Raw genomic sequence first — 19,819 nt, 5'->3', positions numbered from 1 at the left:
TCATCTTTATTTGACGATTTTACTAGCTTTTTCATTTTAACTCTTTTTTGACACATTCGCAAAAGTGAGATGCACCCTTAAACGATATCTAATTTGTGCTTCTGGGCGGTCGGAATTCTCAATTGTGTACTCAATTACTTTTACCTGTATGGGCTTAAATCCTTTTTTCCTTAATTTGCCGGATGGGTAAATCCAACTCATATACGAACCATCATCTAATTGTATTTCATTTAATAATTTAACGTAGCATAGAATGAGTCCCAAATACTCACAACCTTTACTGACTGTAGCTTATACCATCGCATAAGAATGTAAGCCTCTATCCCACATCAATAGCATTCCTGGCGTTACTGAGCTCCATAACTTTAATGCTCTTACTCTTTCTCCCATTTTATATGGACACATTAAGGCATTAAATATTAAATGTGTTCCTGCCTCTAATAAAATAACTAATCTAGCTTTTGGAAACGCTGCTTTTGTACCTGGACGACTTCCCGGACGACCAAAAACCCGGGAATTTTCATCACTGTCTGGGTAGCTTGCGCAGGTTCCGTCTATGACTACGACTCTGAGTTCGTTGAGAAAAGCTCCTACTGTTTCAACTGTAGCCATTGGTCGCACTAAAGAATGAAACAACTGTCTCATCACGCCTGCTCCTAATCTTTGTCTGGCTTGAGTAATTGCCGAAATACACATGTAAACCGCCAATATTTACCAATTTTTATCCACCCTTCATTAAGACCATCAATCAAATTTTTTAGTACATCCCGCATTGAATCTTTCGACCACAAACTCATGGCGATTACCAGACAGACTACCAGTTGTGCTGGTAGGGTGCGATGACGTTTCTCTTCAACCTTCGTTTTAGTAATCGCCTGTTCGATTGCAGTGGCTGGAATTGCCATCTCTATTGCTTTGAATATCTCCTTACTTGGGATTTTGGGAGATATTAATGAGAATTCTTTGAGATGCACGCTAACTTGCTCTCCCTTTTTGGATACAATACCTAGTTTACAACGGTTTGAGGCTTAACTGAACCGTATTGCTTTTTAAACTGCGGGTATCCCTTTTTTCTTAGTTTCTTAGCGAAAGCAATTAGCAAAAAAACGTTGGATAGCAAAAATGGCACGTTCGGCAGAAGCCTGACGTGCCATCGAATTAAGCTTACCTGCCCATTCAAACTCTTTTGCCATAATGGCGCATTGTTTGTAGAGGTCAACTAGCTTAACTCCTTGATTTTCTGTCCAATATTTAAGAGTTTTATTTCGGACAAATTGAGCCGTCCTAATCATCTCGTCAATGACTCGGTATTGCTGTGCTTTGCCTTTCAATTTAAACTCTAATGTTATCATGCAAATATCTTACCGTATTACGAAATACTGTGTCAACAAAATGCGTATGTTTAATCATTTTTTACACTTTATAGAAACTAAAGCCGGCCACTGAAGAAGGGGCTTTAAACCCAATTTTTTGGTAAGGGCAAGAAAGACCGAACAGTTTACCTCCCAGGGTCCACTCACGCCTTGGTAGAAAAGTGGCTCAATTTGAGGGGAGAGGAACCGGGCCCGTTGCTTTTTCCCATCCGCAAGGGAGGAGAAATTCAATTTCGGCGGATGACGGACGATGGTGTCTTGAAGATTTTGCAGCGACGGGCGTTCCTCGCTGGAGTGGATTCTTTCTCTCCACGATTTGGGCCGCACGTTTTGCGAGCGACCTCCTCGATGCTGGAGTCGATATCGTGACAGTGCAGAAGTTGGCAGGTCACGCTTCCCCCGTGACGACTGCGTTCGTAAGATCGCCGGGGCGAAGAAACCAAACGACGGGCCCTGCAGCACTTAGGGTTTTGATTTTGAGGGTGGAGAGCTCATCGCAGATTTTCTTGAGCCAGCCAATTCACCCTAATCAGGCTATCTTGTACATTCTTAAAAATCGCGGTGTTTGAAAGGTTTAGGCTTAATTTCTCCCTCGAAAGCGTACTGGCATTCGATCTGACGGATAAATTAACAGGTTTTGCTGTAATTGTTCCAGAGAAGAACGACCCTTGACTAACTCCCAATCGAAGTGGCGCAGCAATAATGCTAACATCATCGTTCCTTCCAGCATTGATAGATGCTCTCCCAAACAACGATGCGAGCCTGAGCCAAAGTCTATCATTGGCAATGAACTTATTTCCTTATTCTTGTCTAACCAACGTTCCGGCAAGAATTCCTCTGGATGAGCATAAACTTCTGGATCTCTTCCGGCTCCAAGCATTGACCAGGATATTCTTGTCCCGCGCGGAATTACTGTACCCTCAATTAGAGTATCCCGTTGAGCCTCCAATGAAGTTGAGCCGGAGGCAACTGAATAAAGCCGCAGTGTTTCTTTGATAATGGCACGAATATAAGCCAGTTCTTTGAGGTTTTCTAGGTTAATCCCACTTTGTTTTTCCCAAGCTTGGTCAACAATTTCCCGTGCTTGTTGAAACACTTTTGGATTTAAGCTCAACTCTCCAAGTGCAAAGGATAAAGTATGGGCTGTGGTGTCAGTCCCAGCTATTAATAGTTCTATCGATTCTGATATTAAGGTTTCGCGATCGTATTTTGGTTCTTTAGCCGCGATTTTGACTAACATTGATTCCCTAAACAAACTACTGACTTGTGGAAAATCAGTTTGATTTTGTTCTCTCATCTGTAAAGCTAAGTCTACGCGGGGAGTAAGAAATTCGGTTAAATATCGCCTTGCTGCCCAATAATCCCGTGAATTCTGAGTTGGCAAATATTTCATCCATATTTTCTCCCTCGTAGCTTGTCGCAGGAAACGATAGCCTACAATAGACATCGCTTCGTACACCTTGCTAACTTCCAGGGGGGGGCCTGACTGACTGGTACTATTTCTATCTACAGGAACACCTAGTACCAAAGAGGCAATCACCCGCATTGTTAGTTGCACAAACAGAGGATCTACCTCCACTTCTTTTGGGTGTGCAACTTGTTTGAGCGTCTCAATGACTTGTTCGCAAGCTTGGCTAATTATTTCCAGATATTTGGAAAGATTGCTCGAACTAAATTCCGGATTCCAAGCCTTGCGTCGCCACTGCCACTCGGTTCCAGTTTCTCCGAGCATAATAGAACCGCTGATATCGTTCCATGCTTCGCGTAATTGCTTGGGTCTAATTAAGCTACCATCTCTCATTCCATTGATAATGGTATCTTCAATTACTTTTGGGTTACTTAAAATCACAACTGGAGTCCTGCCATTCCAGATGACGTACATCGGGCCTAGCTGCTGGCTCCAATCAAAAAATTGCTGAAATAATTTCTTCTGTTTTACTGCCGCTAATATTTGTGGCAGATTTCCTAACACCCAGTATTGGGGAGGCGAAGGGAGTGATTTTAGCGATTTATAAGCCTCCTTTTCTTTCCACCACCGCCAACTCTGTACAGACGCTATGCTAGTAACGCCTAATACTATTCCTAAATATAATAAAAAGTCAGAAGAACTATTTATTTGAGAAGTAATGCTTTGAAACATAAATCCGCCCCAGTCTATCCAAAGTTTTTTCTTTTCATATACTACCTTGAAATGGAGATTAAGTAAGTCACCATAATTAACGATAAAGCCTTCGCCTTAGTAGCTGTCTAATGTGGCTCTAGCATTAACTCCTTTAGTGGTAATCTGGCAAAAATGGTACTCGCCCTAAAATATGCGACAAGCTAATTCTTCCGGCTATTGATGCGAACTCTCATCCTCAATCTGATTTATCTGAGAATGGTAGGGCGGGAAAAAGGTATTTCCCCCTGTAGGAAAGCATGGAAACAGAGGCGATCGCTCCTTTGACTCGATCCGGCTTCACCTCTTTCTTCGTGCTGCAACTGTTCGAGGTTGCTGTGACCGCTGATTTCTTGAATAATCCGCAGCCCAATGCCGGCGTTGCTCATCGCTCGTGAGAGCCGTTCTCCTAAAACTGTGGGTGGATGCTCCCTCGATGCCGGCCCGCGACAACGCTTCTCTCAAAATCTTGTCCGCTGAGTCGGGGTGCAAATGCGGACAGCGGTGGTTCGGGTGGCGGCCGGGGAATAAATAAGTCTGGCCGGCGTGGGAACGCCAAGACGTTAGGAGACGGAGCAAATCTTCAATCACCGGAATCGTCCTAGTTTGAAGTTTTCCTTTAGTGTTGGCAAGGTGCGTCCGTTAATTGTAGAACGGACAGCGCCAGAGTTTGTGTAGATATCCTTGACCATCAGGGAACAAGCTTCCGCAATCCGACAGGCGGTGTAGAGACAAACTCCAAACAGGGTGCGATCGCGACAGGAAAGCAAACCTTTGTGGAACAAAAGCCCGATTTCCTGTTGCGTGAGTCTTTTAGCCTGGCCGTGCCGTTCTATCTTTCATGCAGGCGTGTATACTCGACCCGATACCAGAAAGTTTGCCGCAATTACTGCATTGCTGCATAGGTTTGCGGTATTTCTTATTAATGCAGCAGCTCTTTTAGAACCAGGAATAGCTGGGAGATCGAGAGAATGCCGATGGTCAACAGTTGGCTAGTGGTAATTGGGGTCGAACAATTCGGCTTTGGGATGTGCTTTCCGGCGATGGGCAAGCGGGTTTCGCGAGGACACACGGGTGGAGTTTTTACGCTGACATTTGATGCTGATGCAACAGTTGCTCGCGTTGCAGTTTCGACCAAACGATTCGGCTTTGGGCTCTCCAGACCGGGAACTGCATTAGGGTTTTGCGGGGGCATACAGGTGGAGTCTGGTCTGTTGACCGCTTGCCCAGATGCTCAAATCTTAGCTTGTGGCAGTGGCGATCGCACCGTTCGACTCTGGAATCTGCTTCCGGGGAGTTGCCGTGAAGTGTTGCACGAACATACGAGTTGGCTCACGTCGGCAATCTTTAGCTCGAATGGTCAAGTGGTAGTGAGTGGCATTGACGATTGGTTAGGTTCTTGACGCCGCAGAACTGCCAAATTTGTGCGAAGTGGGTGGGATGTCCGAGCAGCGCATGACGAACCAAGCGCTGCTACTGAGCGAGAGGAAACGAGTTTTCAGAAGCGACGGTGGATTCATTAATTTAAGTATTTTCCTGCCTGAAAACAGTATTTTTCCGCATAAAAACAGTTACTTTCATAAAAAGATGTAACATAAATTAAACAGCTCTAAGTAAAAATACTGGTTTTTTTTCTAAACTGCACCACCCCAAACTATGAAATCCAGTACGATCGCTAATGTATTTATAATCGAGTCTAGGCAATAATAATGATGAGCAGCAAGTTGAGCGCGGTTCTAGAACTAAGCAAGCGTAAGTAAAAACTCCTCGAATTCGCTAAACGCCAAAGAGATTAAAAATCAAGGGTGCAGTAATGATTTTAACAAAGCCGTTCCGATTGCCTTTTCCCCAAAAAAGTAGCAAAAGCACAAATTTTGTAACCATTACCTCGATGCTAATTTTACAACAAACAGTTTTCCAGCTCTAGCATTAAGCACCACAATCAATAATAGTCCTGGACGCCTAGACCCTAGTTGTAGGATACGCCACTCCCCACCTTACCCCTACAAATAGTATTAAAATTGACTCGGTGAATCAGAGAATAAATAGCTTTGCGGAGCGTAGCTTTGCGAAGGATAATAGCTTTATAGCTTTGCCAATAACAGTCATTTAAGGAGTGCGTCACGACCTTAATAAGTCTATTTAAATTGGCTATAGATCAAAGCTAGTAACATAATTGCAATGACTATTTTCCCGCCATAATAAATTGCATCAAAGCTTGCAAAAACTACTATTTAACCATAAAATCAGGAGTGCCGAAAGTGCCTTTACCAGACCCGACTGAAAAACCTCTAATAGAAGAACTGGAATCCTTAATTCCCGGAGTTGCCCCGACAAAGCACTCAATTCTGCCGGAAATTAAAACTAACAAAACTTTATTATACCAAACTCCGGGCGAATCTGAAAACTCAGAACAACTTAACTTAATAGAAACCGCCAGCGAACCCACATCCGAATTCAGTCAAGCCAATGCTGATGCTTTTATTATTAACAAAGCCTCCGATATTAGCAGCATACCTTCTGCTAACACCAGCCCTCTAATAACTAACAATACCCCCATAGATTCAGACAATTTAGAATTTGACCCCCTAATTGGTAAACTAGACTCGGACTTAGAAGACCCCCTAATTAACCCCAATCCACTTGGCTCAAATAACCAGAATTCTGATTTTAATAAACCAGCTACAAACACCCAGGCAATCGACAGCTCGATAGACAACTCAGAACTAAATAAAGCCCCAGCAGCTACAACCGCTGCCAGCGCTCGATTACCGGAAAATACCACACAATTACCCTCCGCCTCAGTGGCCCAATCCGAGCGAGAAAACAGCCAAAATTTACTGGTTGTAAGTGCCTACACAACGAGCGAAGAAGCTGCGAGCGAAAAAACATTAGTCACAACTGCTGAAACGACTTCAAAACCAGAAGAACACCAAACACCCTTATCATCAGAGACTACACTCAAAAGCGAGTCAGAATCAAACGAAATATCATCGGCAACTGCATCAACGACTGATAAATCAGAATTAAATAAAACAGCACTTACCGAAAACTCTACCGCCAACAACTTAGAAACCGCCACTAATCTAGAATCCGATGAAGCCTCAACTCCTTCAACCAGCAGCAACTTTGACTCAAACGCATTCACTGTCGATGAAAAAGGAATAATCGGCATAGAATTTATATCCGACGGAGGTTGGTATGCCGGACAACTAGCCATCGTCAGCCTTAAAGGAATGGAAAAATTCCTTCCCGGTTCAGAGGAATTTATAAAAGAAGCAGCCAGTCGAGCTTTAAGCAACTCGACAAACGGCTACATCGCAATTTCTGACAATTTAGAAGGAGCATATTACACCAATCCTAACAGCTCAGAAAACTTCAATTCCGGGCAATACCTCGGCAAAAAAACATTTGCCATGACGCCTGGGGACAAATTCTTCTTCATGCTAGTACCCAACAGCACCGTACAGCAAGTATACGACAACCCCGCCATCGGCGGCGACAAAAAACCCCTATTTTCAATAGCTACAGAAAATCCCAACGACGGCTTCAGTATCGGTCAAATTGCCGATATTACAGGTGAAGGTCAACTCTTCGTCATGGAAGATATGGCGGCCAGTGAAGCAAGCTATCGCGATTACGATGATATCACCTTCCGTGTCACGGGCGCTACATCCCAAATCGTTCCCCTGGGCGAATTAGCGGGTGACGACTCTGCATCAATTCACTCCGAGTTAGTTCAAAAACTCAAGGGTGAATCGGATAAATCCGATCCGAAATTTCCTCCAGAATCAATTATTACCAATTCTGGTGAGAAATCCCAAGAAGAAACACCATCAATAGCTGCTGATAACGACCAACAAAAACCTCAGCCAACAGCAGCAACAGTTGCTAACTCAGACAGCCAAGAATCGCCACTAACAGAAACCCCAACAGTTGCTAACTCAGACAGCCAAGAATCACCACTAACAAAAACCTCAACAGTTGCTAACTCAGACAGCCAAGAATCACCACTAACAAAAACCTCAACAGTTGCTAACTCAGACAGCCAAGAATCGCCACTAACAGAAACATCAACAGTTGGTAAATCCGATACTCAAGAATCGCCAGCCACAGAAACATCAACTGTTGACCAATCCGATACTCAAGAATTGCAACTCATAGAACAAACAGCCTCTCCCCCAGAAACACTTAGTGTTAGCCCTACTGAATTAAATTCGGAAAGAGAACAGGCTGTTGAGATTACTGCAGAAAAGGTTGCCAATTTAATTGAAGATAATACCGCTTTTTCTGAAATAGGAGCCTTCTTAGAAACCGAACAATTGGTGACAAAAACCGAGTCAATTGTTGCCACACCCGAAGCGGATGATACCGTTGAACCCGAGTTGACTGTTGCTGAAATAACAGCAGAATTTGAAAGCAAGCAATTGCCACCAAAAACAGACGCTCTCCCTCTTTCAGAAGGCTCTGCCCATACAATCGCTCCGGAGAGCGCTGTCACCTTCACAGCAGCAGAATTAGAGACTGAAACCCCCCCGGCAATAGTCGTTAATTCTCTCGAAATCGACCCGGTAAATTCCGACTCTAACTCTAACTTACAAACCGATTCTGCCCCACCGACACTTTACTCAAATTCATCAGAAACAGCAGGTACGGCACAGATAGCCTCAGTCGAAACCAGCGCTTCACCCTCAACTCTTAACTCCCCACCCGAACCAATTTCAAACACTGATAATAGCAATTCAACTCCCACAGAAACAACCGACTCAGAGCCTGCGTATTCCGATACCGAAACGGCGCCAAAACCAGCAGATATATCGAGCGGTTTGCTCTCGTTAGAGGCAGAAGAACCGGCTCAAGTTTCTGACGGTATTGCCGACATTGTCCCCAATCCAACACAGGGTGCCGGCGACTTCCCAAGCAATACCAATCCTCAAGCAAATCTCTCAATAACAGCAGCAGCTAACTCACTCAGTCCCGGCACTTTTCTGGTAGAAAATGCCAACGGACAAGTCAAAATTGACTATCAATTTGACGGTGGCTACTATGAAGGCGAGCTGGGCATTTTCAGCCTGTCAGGAATGGAAGCGCTGACGCCAGGGAGTCCAGAATTTATTGCCGAAGCAGCCAGGAGAGTTCTCACCAATTCCACTGAAGGGCACCTCGTCATCCGCGACAGCATCGAAGGAGGCAAATTCACCGGTGCGATGCCGGGAGAAGGTTCGTGGGGCAGCGGCCCGTACCAGGGCATCAAAACCTTCAACATGACGCCCAATGATACCTTTGCCGTCATGTTAGTACCCAGCGGTACGGTGCAGTCATCGCTGCAATTCTCGTGGTTGTGGGATTTGTTTCCCGAACTGCGTCCCTTGTTCTCGATCGAGAGCGCCAACCCCAACGATACATCTTACGTGTTGCCGATCGCCGACGCAACAGGTACGGGGAACACCTTCGCGATGGAAGATATGTCGGCCGCCAACTCAGACGGCGACTACAATGACCTAATCTTCACAGTAATCGGAGCAAAAGGAAACGCACCGCTGCTGGATGCAGTCATCAATCCTGCTAAAGAATGGCGCAACACTCCCCTGGGACAGGAACTGATAGAATACGCCAACAGCCTTGTGTCAGCGGAGACAGACCCCCCCGCCATTGTGGCAGCGCTAGTTGACGACACCGGTTCTAACAGTACCGACGGCATTACCAACAACCCCGCCGTCAGCGGAACAGTTACCGATGCCAGCGGCATTGCTAGCTTCCGCGCCAGCTTTTCGAGGGAGTCTACCGGCATTGAACTTAAAGACTTGCTAACCTCTGACGGCAGCTTTGCACTCACCCGCAACGAACTCTCGGCGTTAAACGGCAACACCTTAGCAGACGGCACATACATCCTATACCTGGTTGCAACCGACTCTCACGGCAATACCAGCACCTTTGAACTCCCCTTCACCCTCGACACGACACCGCCAGAACTAACATTCGGCTTAAACCCAGCGTTCGATACCCCTCCAATAGGGGACGGGCAAACCCTAGACTCCACCGTCACCTTAACCGGGCAAACCGACCCGGGAAGTACCGTCATCCTAGCTGAGACACAAGCTATAACTACTGCTGACTCTACGGGACACTTTGAGTTTGCAGGAGTAACATTAGCTATTGGCAGCAATATTTTCACCGCCACTGCCACAGACAAGGCAGGCAACCAGAGCACCGCCACCAGAACTTTTACCCGCACCGAAACTGCTGACTCTGACATTGTATGGCTGGCAGAAGGGACATCCTTCACAGAAAAGTTAGAACAAGCAATTACAATTCCAGCAGGGCCGTCAACCCTTAGCGTCAACATCACCGGTCTCAACTTCGACACGGCAGACCCCGACTCCATCAACGACGCTTTTGAAATAGCCTTAGTCGATGCCAGCGGCCGTTCTTTAGTTCACACTGTAGGAACGGGACACAACAGCTTCTTCAATTTCACCGAGGGACAGCCTCCCCAACTAGCAGCAGGCGTTACTTTCAACGGCTCTAATATCAGCGTCAACTTATCGCAAATAGCGGGCGGTACGGCAGCTCAACTGCAAGTGCGGTTGGTAAACAACGACAGCGATACAGCAACCAGAGTCGGCATCATCTCAATAGGCATCCAACCTTCAGGGGATCCAACAGCTCAATTAACAGTATCGCCCGACGAGGGTGCATCCACCGACGCGCCCGTCAATTTCGCCAGCCTGCGGGACGTTTCGAGCAGTCTCGAAGCAGAATACAAGCAGACTTCCTTCAATTCGAGCAGCAAAATTCTTTACGCCGATTTAGCGGTAAAAAATACAGGACAGTATCCCGTGCGGGGTTCGTTATTGGTAGGGATAAACAATATCAGCGACCCAACGGTGCGGATGCTGGATGCGGACGGAATAACGCCAGAAGGAATTCCTTATTACGACATTACTAAACTGGTTGGCGGCGGCATTTTAGAGCCGGGAGAACTGACATCAACCGACACGTTAAAGTTTTACAATCCTCAAGGAGTTCAGTTTGATTACGACTTAGTATTTTTAAGTCAGTTAAATCAAGTTCCCGAATTTAAGACAGCACCAGATGCCGAAGCTTTGGTGGGGAAAGACTACGTTTATTCCGCAATTGCCGTCGATGCCGATGGGGATGCGCTGACTTATTCCTTGTTGGAAAAACCGCAAGGAATGGAGATAGATTCTGAAACCGGCATTATTAGTTGGAATCCGGTTGCCGGAGATATTGGAAATCACGCGGTGACGGTGGAAGCGTCCGATGGAAAAGGTGGGGTTGCCCAACAGAAATACACGCTTTCAGCTATTAACCCGCCGCCGAACCGACCTCCGATTTTCACTTCCACGCCAGTTGTCGATGCGTGGCTCAAGCAACCCTACACCTATGACTCTCACGCAGTAGACCCCGACAGCGATACAGTCAACTACAGCTTAGTTATCGGCCCAGAGGGCATGAAAGTTAACCCAAACACGGGGCTGGTAGAATGGACGCCACCAGCCGTTCTCATGCTGGGAGATACGGTACTGGGTAAAATTAGCTTGCCAGGGGAGAGCGACGAATTTAGCTTCAGCGGCAGCGCCGGGCAGCGAATTTACATAGATCCGCTGCAATATAGCGGCGCTGCGGGGAATTGGAGATTCGATATCCAAAGCCCCAGCGGTCAGAATATATCAACCGGCGACTTAAACAGCAACAGAATTTTCGACCTCAAAGAAACAGGAAATTACCGCATAGTAACGTCAGCCCTCGGCGACACTACAGGCAGCTACGGCTTCAGCGTTATTGACGTCGGTTTGGTACCGGCCATCCCCTTCGATACAACCATTAAGGGCACTTTAACTCCCGGTTCGGAAGACGATGTATTTCGCTTCACCGGTAGCAAGGGTCAAAAGCTCTACTTCGACAAAGAAAGCAGCAGCGGCAGCCTCGACTGGGTACTCTACACGGCCGACAACAAAACACCCATTTATAATAGCTTTGAGGACATGGAGCTGTACTTGCCGTCCGACGGCGAGTACGTACTCGCGCTGCAAGGCAAGTCCAGCTTTACCAGCACCGTGGATTACTCGTTCGAGATTATCACGCCCGATGAAATAACAGTACCCATTGTCCCCGGCAGCAACGCCACACCCAACAGCGTTTACGGCGAACTCAAAGAAAAAGGGGAAAAAGACTTCTACACATTCACAGGAGAGCCGGGACAGCGCATTTATTTCGATCGCCTGTTCCACAAAAAAGATATCCCGAACTACTCCTGGTGGGACACAGTAAAAATTATCAGCCCCAGCGGCACCAACCTGCCGATTCGCTATCTTGAGTACAGCGACGATGGAGCTCCATTTACCTTAAAAGAAAGCGGCACTTACCGCATAGAAATTGACGGGGCCCTAGAAAACACGGGTACTTACAGCTTTAGTATTTTGGACTTGGAGTCCTCAACGCCCATCTCCTTAGATACGAATATCAGCGGCACGCTCACCCCCGGTCAAGAAGCGCATTTGTACAAGTTTACAGGCGAGAAAAACCAGCGCCTGTTTTTGGATACACCAGGCGGAACTGCAAATACAACCTGGACTCTCTACGATTCCGGGAACAACCAGATCCGTCACGCCGACCAGAATACCGACATAGAAGAGGTGCTGCCTACCTCCGGCACTTACACGCTGGCAATCAGCGGCAACAACGGCACCAACCCAGTTAACTACTCGTTCAAAGTGATTACTCCCGATGTCCGTTCAGAGACGTTGGCATTTAATGCCCCAGTGTCGGGTTCCATTAGCGAGAAAGGCGAGCGGGACGTTTACACCTTTACTGGTACCAAGGGACAGCGGGTGTTCCTCGATACTCTGACAGACACGCCCAATAACCTAGCTACATTAGTTAGTCCCAGCGGTACTAAAGTCATCAACAGCGTTCAGATGTACGCAGACACTTGGCGGAATCCTGTCATTTTGCCAGAGTCTGGAACGTACTCGCTGGAGGTAGACGGCTCTTATGAGTCAACGGATAACTACAGCTTCAGCCTAATAGATGTCGGTGTCGCGCCAGTTTTGCAAAAAGATGCCTTGACGCCTACATCCGGCACTTTGAATCCTGGGAAAGCGATACAGTTTTATCAATTTACGGGATCGAAAGACGATCGCGTTTACTTCGACAGCCAAGAAAACTCCCCCAACACCAATTGGCACCTCTACAACTCCAACAATGACCAACTCAGGGAAGAACCACTTGGAAGCGACTTTGAACAGGTATTGCCGGGAGACGGTACCTACTACCTGATGCTGCGGGGAGAAAACAGCGCGCCTGTCAACTACAAAATTCAGCTAGTTACCACGACTTCACCCCCCAGCCCGCTAGCGCTGAATAACCCAGTTACCAACAGCATCAGCAAGCTGGGAGAACAAGATGCCTACACCTTTACGGGTACTGTCGGTCAAACGCTGTACTTCGACCCCCGCACTGGCAACAGCGATATCGCCGTTAAAATTGAAAGTCCCAGCGGTAAAGTGGTTCTCAACGGCAACACAGGTTCGGACAAGGAACCCTTCACCCTCACCGAACCGGGTATTTACAAAGTGACCGTTGACGGCAATTACGGCAAGACTGGAGATTACAGCTTCAGTCTCTCTGACGCAGCGCCGCTACTGCCGTTGGGAAGCCCCCTCAGCGGCTCTGTGGCTGCCAAAGAAACCGTCCTGTATAAGATTAACGGTACGGCAGGACAGCAATTGACGTTCCCCGGCTCTAGCGCGATTTCCGGTGCTGAGTGGGTGCTGTACGCCCCTCAAAGCCTGCTGAACCCTTACTACTACGAAAACAACAGGGTCGGCTCGGCAAACCTTAACACTACTGGCTTTACCTCTACGCTGCCCGCTGACGGCACTTACATCCTGGCGCTGCGGAATACTTCGGCAAATCCGGTCAGCTACAGCAACATCCAAGTCAGCAGCACCCTACCACCAGCAACAACCAACAGCGGGTTGTCCGTGCCCTATGGCGGTACGCTGTCGGCACCGGGCCAAAGGGATGAATACTCCTTCACAGCCGCATCTGGGACGCTAATTTATTTTGACGGTCAAAGCAACGACTCGACAAAGCGGGTTGGACTTTTAAATCCAGATAGCACGAATTTTCCTGGTTTCACCGGCCTGGACGCTCAAAGCGACAGCGGTGCCTATCAACTAACGCAAACAGGTTCCTACAAGCTGCAAGTTTACGGTTCCCCTGCCACTACCACGGGCAATTACAGCTTCCAATTGGTTGACCTCAAAGCATCGCCAACGCTCGCCTTAAATGCCCCCATCAATGTATCCTTAAATCCTCGGGAAACGAAAGCATACAAATTCACGGGGACAGTCGGTCAAAAAGTTTGGTTAGATGGTTTAAATACTAGCAGTACCAACGTCACGGCAAAGTTGTTGAATTCGAGCGGGCGGCAAGTTGCTTATACCGGAGATTTATCAGGCGATATTGTATTGCAGACTTTAGAAGCTGATGGCGAATATTATTTAGTGCTGCAATCAAATAATACATCAGCAACTACAGCCAACTTCCGACTGCTTGACAACGCGGGCGCAACAACTTTAACTAGCCTGGATAATAGAACTGTATCCGGCAGCTTCGGTGCGAGCAATCGAGAAACTGTTTTGTACAAGTTTCAAGGTTTAGAAGGCCAGCACCTCTATTTCGATCGCACCGATGGGGATTACTACAACAGCTACTATCTCTACAGTCCTGACGGAAATCGATTTTACTATAACAGCCTGAGCTACGATAGCGAACCGAAAAAACTGCCTAGTTCCGGCGAGTACCTGTTAGCTTTTGTTGGCAACAACAACCCCAATAACAATTACGGCGTGCGGATCGTCACTCCAACAGATGGTGCATTTTCCTTGACAATCGGCAATACCGTGAATGGGGAAATTGCCAAAGCCGGTCAGCAAAATACTTATACTTTTGCGGGTACGGAAGGTCAACGTTTGTGGTTCGACAGCCTCCTCGCGGCGAGCAATATTGACGGTACTTTGTACAGTCCCACAGATACTGTAATCTGGAGCAGTCAAAATTTGGGAAGCGATCTCGAACCCGCCGCTCTTACTACTCTTAAAGAAACGGGTAATTACCGCTTTGTAGTAGATGGTTCTGGTGACGCTACCGGCAGCTACAGCTTCCGCATTCTCGATTTGGCGGCAGCCGCACAAACCACCTCTTTAGATACAAATACTACCGGCAATTTTGGCACGAGCAAGCGCGATGCGGTCGTGTATAAATTCACGGGTTCTGAGGGTCAATATGTCTATTTCGATCGCATTGATGGAGGCGGATCCAACTACTCCGTCTACAGTCCCGACGGGCAGCGCTTTTTCTATCAGAATTTGTCTTATGACCCTCCCTATCCTTACTCCTACGATTACGGCGTTGAACCGACTAAGCTGCCGAGTTCTGGCGAGTACACTCTTGTTTTTAACGGAACCGGCCAAACTAATAACAATTATACCCTGCGGATGGTAACGCCCGATCTCGTCACCCAACCTCACGTAATTGGAGATACAATATCAGGCACGATCGGGGAACCGGGAAAACAAGATACCTACACTTTTACGGGCAGTCCCGGTCAACAGTTGTGGTTGGATAGCTTGTTCCCCAGCAGCAACATTAGCGCTTACTTGTATTCGCCAACAGGCAAACTTCTGTTGAACGGTCACAATCTTGGCGACGATAGAAATTCCTCAGAGTTATTGACTTTAACTGAGGCTGGAACTTACACCTTAAAAGTAGACGGTTCCTACGATTATACGGGTGATTACCAATTCCGCTTCCTTGACTCGGCAGCGGCAAATGTTACTTCTTTAGATACTCCTATTAAGGGGGACTTCGGCACCAGCAGGCGGGAAGCGATCGCCTATCAATTCACTGGTTCTCAAGGTCAGCCTCTTTATTTTGACCGCACCCAAGGCGACTCTCCCAACCTTTATCACCTTTACGACCAATACGGAAAGTTAGTTTTTCCCTCTCAATATTTAAGTTCTGGTTACGAGGTAGCAGCGCTGCCTTCTTCGGGGGAATACACTCTAATTCTTTCGGGCAAAAACGCCGTTAATAACAACAATTACAACCTGCAAATAGTAACGCCAGATATCGTCACAACTCCTTACTATGTAGGCGATACTGCCAGCGGTAAGATTAGCGAAGCTGGAGAACAGGATATCTATGCTTTTCAAGGAAAGCTGGGTCAAAAGCTGTGGTTTGACAGCTTGGAAAATTCACCAACAAATCTAGCAGTAAAGCTGGTAGACCCGGATGGAGTAACGGTTTTTGGTGACCAATATGCAAACGGCGATCGCGAACCTGTAACTCTTACCAAAGAAGGCAATTACAAGCTGATAGTAGATGGCTACGCTGACAGTGCGGGAGATAGTTACAGTTTCCGCTTGCTCGATTTAGCGGCTGGCCAACCATTGACTTGGGATGCTCCTATTTCGGGCAACTTCGGCAGTAGCAGGCGCGAAACTCAAGTTTATAAATTTCAAGGCACGGAAGGCAACTATTTATACTTCGATGTGGCTGCCGGAGATCCATACAATTACTATTATCTTTACAGTCCCGATGGCAAGCGCCTAAACTATCAAGGTTTGACTTCTGACTACGAATTAGCTTTACCCGTTACTGGTGAGTACGCCTTAGTTTTAAGCGGTCAGGACAGACCTAATAACAATTACGAGTTTAAAGCGGTGACGCCTGAGTTAACCACAGTACCTTTAACTCTCGGTCAAACTATCAGTCAAAACATCACAGAGGCGGGAGAAAAAGATACTTATACTTTTGATGGTAAGGTCGGACAAAAGCTGTTTTTTGACGGTCTAGCTGGGAACAGCAATTTGGTGGCGCAACTCTACGATCCTTTTGGCAACGCAGTTGTTGGCACGTTGGGTGCTTCGAGTGTTAATACGATCGCTGACTGGCTGCCACAAACTTTGACTGCCAACGGGACTTACCGCCTGGTAGTTGACGGCAGCAACAATAACACTGGCAATTACAGTTTTACTTTAAGCGATTTAGCTAAAGTAACTCCCCTAAATTTGACTGAACCCAATACCGGCACTGCTGAAACGGGGGAAGTTGACTTGTATCAAATTACTGGGCGTCAAGGTCAAGTGTTAAACTTTGACTTGAATGCTGCTGCGTTGAGCGGTGGGAATTGGGTGCTCTACGGACCTGACAGCAAAGTAATAGCTTCCCCCTCTTGGAACTCGCCAGATTTTAAGGTGGCGCTGCCGACTGCAGGTTTGTACACCCTAGCTATTACCGGAAACAACTCTTCACCCGTCAGCTACAGTTTTACTGCGATCGATAGTACGCCAGCACGCATAACTAACACGGGACTAAATTCTACAATTAGCGACTCGCTGACGGCCGGGGGCGTTAACAATCACCAATTCACCGCGTCGGCTGGCACTCAAATTTTCTTAGACAGCATTAATAATAATAACTGGGAAATCAGGGCCAGGCTGATAGCCCCTGACGGGAGCAAGGTATTCGACAATCACGATACCCGCTACAATACTGTGCCAAAAGTATTGCCGCAAACAGGACAATACACTCTACAAACATACGGCTATTACCCTTCTTCAACTGGTAGCTATCAATTGCGCGTCGCCGAGTTACCCAGCAGCCTCAGAAGTCCGACAACTAATTACTTGGAAATTGGCGGTGTCGTATCGTCAGTGACAAACGGAACTGAAGCTAAAGTTTATACTTTTGACGGCGTGGAAGGTCTGCGAGTGGCTTTCAACGGTATGGTGGGAACTAATGTCTCTGCAACTTTATACAGCCCGACTGGGGAAGCGGTATTTACCAGAAGCAATTTCCAGTACACCGACGTAGCACCTGTCACTCTCGCTCAAAAGGGTTTGTATCAACTGGTAATAGAAGGGGAACAAGCCAGCAACCAAAACTACTCGTTCCAACTTTTAGAACTGTCTTCTGCTAGCGAAATGCCGTTTAGCATACCAGTAAAAGGTTCTTTGTCGAACGGACAGCAAAGCAAATTCTACAAGTTTGAAGGCACGAAAGGCGATCGCTTGTTCTTTGATTCGATTGTTGGCAATACTTCAAACCGCTGGAAGCTAATCGGCCCGGACAATAAAGTGGTACCCGGCGGCGATACTTGGCTCAACAGTAACTTCGAGTTGGAGTTGCCGGCTACTGGAGAGTACGCTTTGTTAATTGAGGGGGGAACTGCTACTACTCCAGTCAATTACGAATTCCGGGCTTTTCGCTACGAGAAAACAGCAGCAGATATCGTTACTCCAGGAACGGGGGAAACGGGCGGCAATACGGGGGGTTCGACGGGCTTGTATGCTGTGAAACTGGCGGCGGAAGACTCGAAAGGTGGCAAGGATGTTCAAGAGTACAGCATTCGGGTGTGGCCCGACCCGACCAACAGCAGTCCGGTTATTGTCAGCGAACCGGTTCCGCGCTTCGGGCTGGATGATAAAATTTACCGCTATCAGTTGTCTGCGGTTGACCCGGACGGCGACAGGCTCAAATACCGCTTGGTTGACGGCCCGCTGGGGGCATTGATTGACGGCGATAGCGGTGAGTTGCTGTGGTTCCCGGAAAATGTGCAGCCCGGGCAGCGGGCTAATTTTACAGTGGAAGTGGCAGACGGACGCGGTGGCAAGGGTTCTCAGACTTTTGCTGTGGATGCTTACGGTACTGTGGGTAAAATCCAGGGGGCGGTGTTCGACGATTTGAACGGCAACGGCTTCCGAGATTCTAAACTGGTTAAGGGCAACAATCCGGCGATTGTGGTGGCGATCGACGTTTCGGGCAGTACGGCTGCTCCTTTTGATGGGCCTGTGGGGGTAGATGATGTTCTCAAAGCTCAAGTTGCCGCTACTCAAACTCTCCTCGATACATTAATAGCTCAAGGTTTGGGAGATAGAGTCAATATCGGGTTAATTCCGCACAAAGAAAGCGCTGCGATTCAAGATATGGATCCCACAACGCCTGGGGTTCAGCCCTACACGACGCCCCTGGCAGATAAAAACAACAACGGCATCCCCGACATCCGGGAAATCTTGGCAAGCAGCACTTACACTGTGCCCAACGGTCACAACGATTTTACCAAAGCCGTGCAGGCGATCGACCAATTAATCGATTTGATGCCCGGGGACCCGAACATTATCTTCATGTCCGACGGCTACGGCGCTTTGGACGCCGCCGTCGCGGCGGAGGTGGGTGCCGACCTCAAAACTAAGGGCATCGGCTTGACAGGTTTTGGAATCGGCCAATATTCGACCCTGGATACCATCAAAAAACTCGACCCAGAAGCGGTGATATTGACCGATGTAGACCAGTTAAGCAGCGTTTTTGGCGGTTTTGACCCCCGCTACACGATCGAGCCTTTGATGGAAAATGTGCCGGTCTATGTGGATGTTAACAACAACGGCATACTAGACCCCAGCGAACCGAAGCAGTTGACCAAAAAGGACGATACAGAGTCGCTTCTGGGCAAAACCAACTATCAGTTTACTTTTGACAATTTGCTGCCGGGTACTTACAAAGTGCGGACCGTAGCGCCAGAGGGTTACATGCAGACTGCCCCCAGTACGTCGGTTTTTACAGATACCGTCACGGCTGCGGGGGAAACTTTTACTCACTTGTTCGGCGTACACAAGGGTTCGCAAGAGGCGCCCAACTCGGACCCCACTTTCCTGACTGTAGCGCCAACAGCTTCGTTGAAAGCTGGGGAATCATACGTTTACAGGGCTTTAGCGTCTGACCCGGATGCTGACGGGGTAACTTACGGTTTAGTTCTCAATCCCCCAGGGATGAGCGTTGACCCAGAAAACGGCACCGTAGTTTGGACTCCGACGGCAGCCCAGGTCGAAGAATATTATAAAGAACTGCAGGCGACGCGCGATCGCTTGATTGCGTTCGGTCGCCCAGAGGCGGCACCGCAGGCGGTGAAGTTCAATGTCGCCTTGCGGGCAACTGACGGCAAGGGCGGTCAAGCTTTGCAGTACGTTGAAGTGGAACTGGTGCCGCCCAACAATCCTCCGCTGTTTGCTTCCACACCGCCGTCGGACTTGCAACCCCAAGTCGGCAAGCGGTTCGAGTACCGGGCAATTACAAACGATGCCGACGGCGACACCATTACTTACGCGCTGAAACCGGGCGCGCCTGCTGGCGTCTCCATCAACCCAACTACCGGACTGGTAACTTGGACGCCGACAGCGGCGCAGTTGGGACCGAGAGC

At 47.8% G+C, this 19,819-nt stretch carries 7 protein-coding genes and 1 pseudogene; 3 read left to right on the top strand and 5 right to left on the bottom strand.

What is annotated here, in order from left to right:
* Positions 1–78 precede the first annotated feature (78 nt).
* Positions 79–884, bottom strand: a pseudogene (locus QUB61_RS31225) (transposase domain-containing protein); the annotation flags it as partial.
* A 198-nt stretch (positions 885–1,082) separates the two neighbouring features.
* Positions 1,083–1,352, bottom strand: a complete 270-nt coding sequence (locus QUB61_RS31220) for a transposase (RefSeq protein ID WP_333133910.1) — start codon at positions 1,350–1,352, stop codon at positions 1,083–1,085.
* Between the two features lie 182 nt (positions 1,353–1,534).
* Between QUB61_RS31220 and QUB61_RS31215 the strand changes: the two genes are divergently transcribed.
* A complete protein-coding gene (locus QUB61_RS31215) occupies positions 1,535–1,942 on the top strand; it encodes a hypothetical protein (protein WP_333133911.1) in 408 nt (135 codons plus the stop codon).
* A gap of 11 nt (positions 1,943–1,953) precedes the next feature.
* On the opposite strand, the gene QUB61_RS31210 is transcribed toward QUB61_RS31215, so the two are convergent.
* From QUB61_RS31210 to QUB61_RS31200, 3 genes are all read right to left on the bottom strand, one after another.
* Entirely contained in the window at positions 1,954–3,513 is a 1,560-nt protein-coding gene (locus QUB61_RS31210; RefSeq protein WP_333133912.1) for a cytochrome P450, read from the bottom strand.
* 227 nt (positions 3,514–3,740) lie between these two features.
* Positions 3,741–3,920, bottom strand: coding sequence for a hypothetical protein (locus QUB61_RS31205; RefSeq protein ID WP_333133913.1), 180 nt, complete (start codon positions 3,918–3,920; stop codon positions 3,741–3,743).
* 198 nt (positions 3,921–4,118) lie between these two features.
* Positions 4,119–4,316, bottom strand: a complete 198-nt coding sequence (locus tag QUB61_RS31200) for a tyrosine-type recombinase/integrase (RefSeq protein ID WP_333133914.1) — start codon at positions 4,314–4,316, stop codon at positions 4,119–4,121.
* Between the two features lie 186 nt (positions 4,317–4,502).
* On the opposite strand from QUB61_RS31200, the gene QUB61_RS31195 reads away from it, so the two are divergent.
* Positions 4,503–4,934 (top strand): hypothetical protein, encoded by a 432-nt coding sequence (locus QUB61_RS31195; RefSeq protein ID WP_333133915.1) that lies wholly within the window; start codon positions 4,503–4,505, stop codon positions 4,932–4,934.
* Positions 4,935–5,792: 858 nt separating this feature from the next.
* Positions 5,793–19,819, top strand: a 14,027-nt coding sequence (locus QUB61_RS31190; protein ID WP_333133916.1) for a DUF4114 domain-containing protein, incomplete at its 3' end; no start/stop codon positions are given.

It is taken from the genome of Microcoleus sp. C2D2, assembly GCF_036702495.1.
Lineage (GTDB): Bacteria > Cyanobacteriota > Cyanobacteriia > Cyanobacteriales > Microcoleaceae > Microcoleus.
This window is presented reverse-complemented; position numbering and strand designations above follow the sequence as displayed.

Coding starts and splice junctions, on each gene's coding strand:
- QUB61_RS31205 (WP_333133913.1), bottom strand. CDS start 3,920: ATGAGCAACGCCGGCATTGGGCTGCGGATTATTCAAGAAATCAGCGGT.
- QUB61_RS31195 (WP_333133915.1), top strand. CDS start 4,503: ATGCCGATGGTCAACAGTTGGCTAGTGGTAATTGGGGTCGAACAATTC.
- QUB61_RS31220 (WP_333133910.1), bottom strand. CDS start 1,352: ATGATAACATTAGAGTTTAAATTGAAAGGCAAAGCACAGCAATACCGA.
- QUB61_RS31210 (WP_333133912.1), bottom strand. CDS start 3,513: ATGTTTCAAAGCATTACTTCTCAAATAAATAGTTCTTCTGACTTTTTA.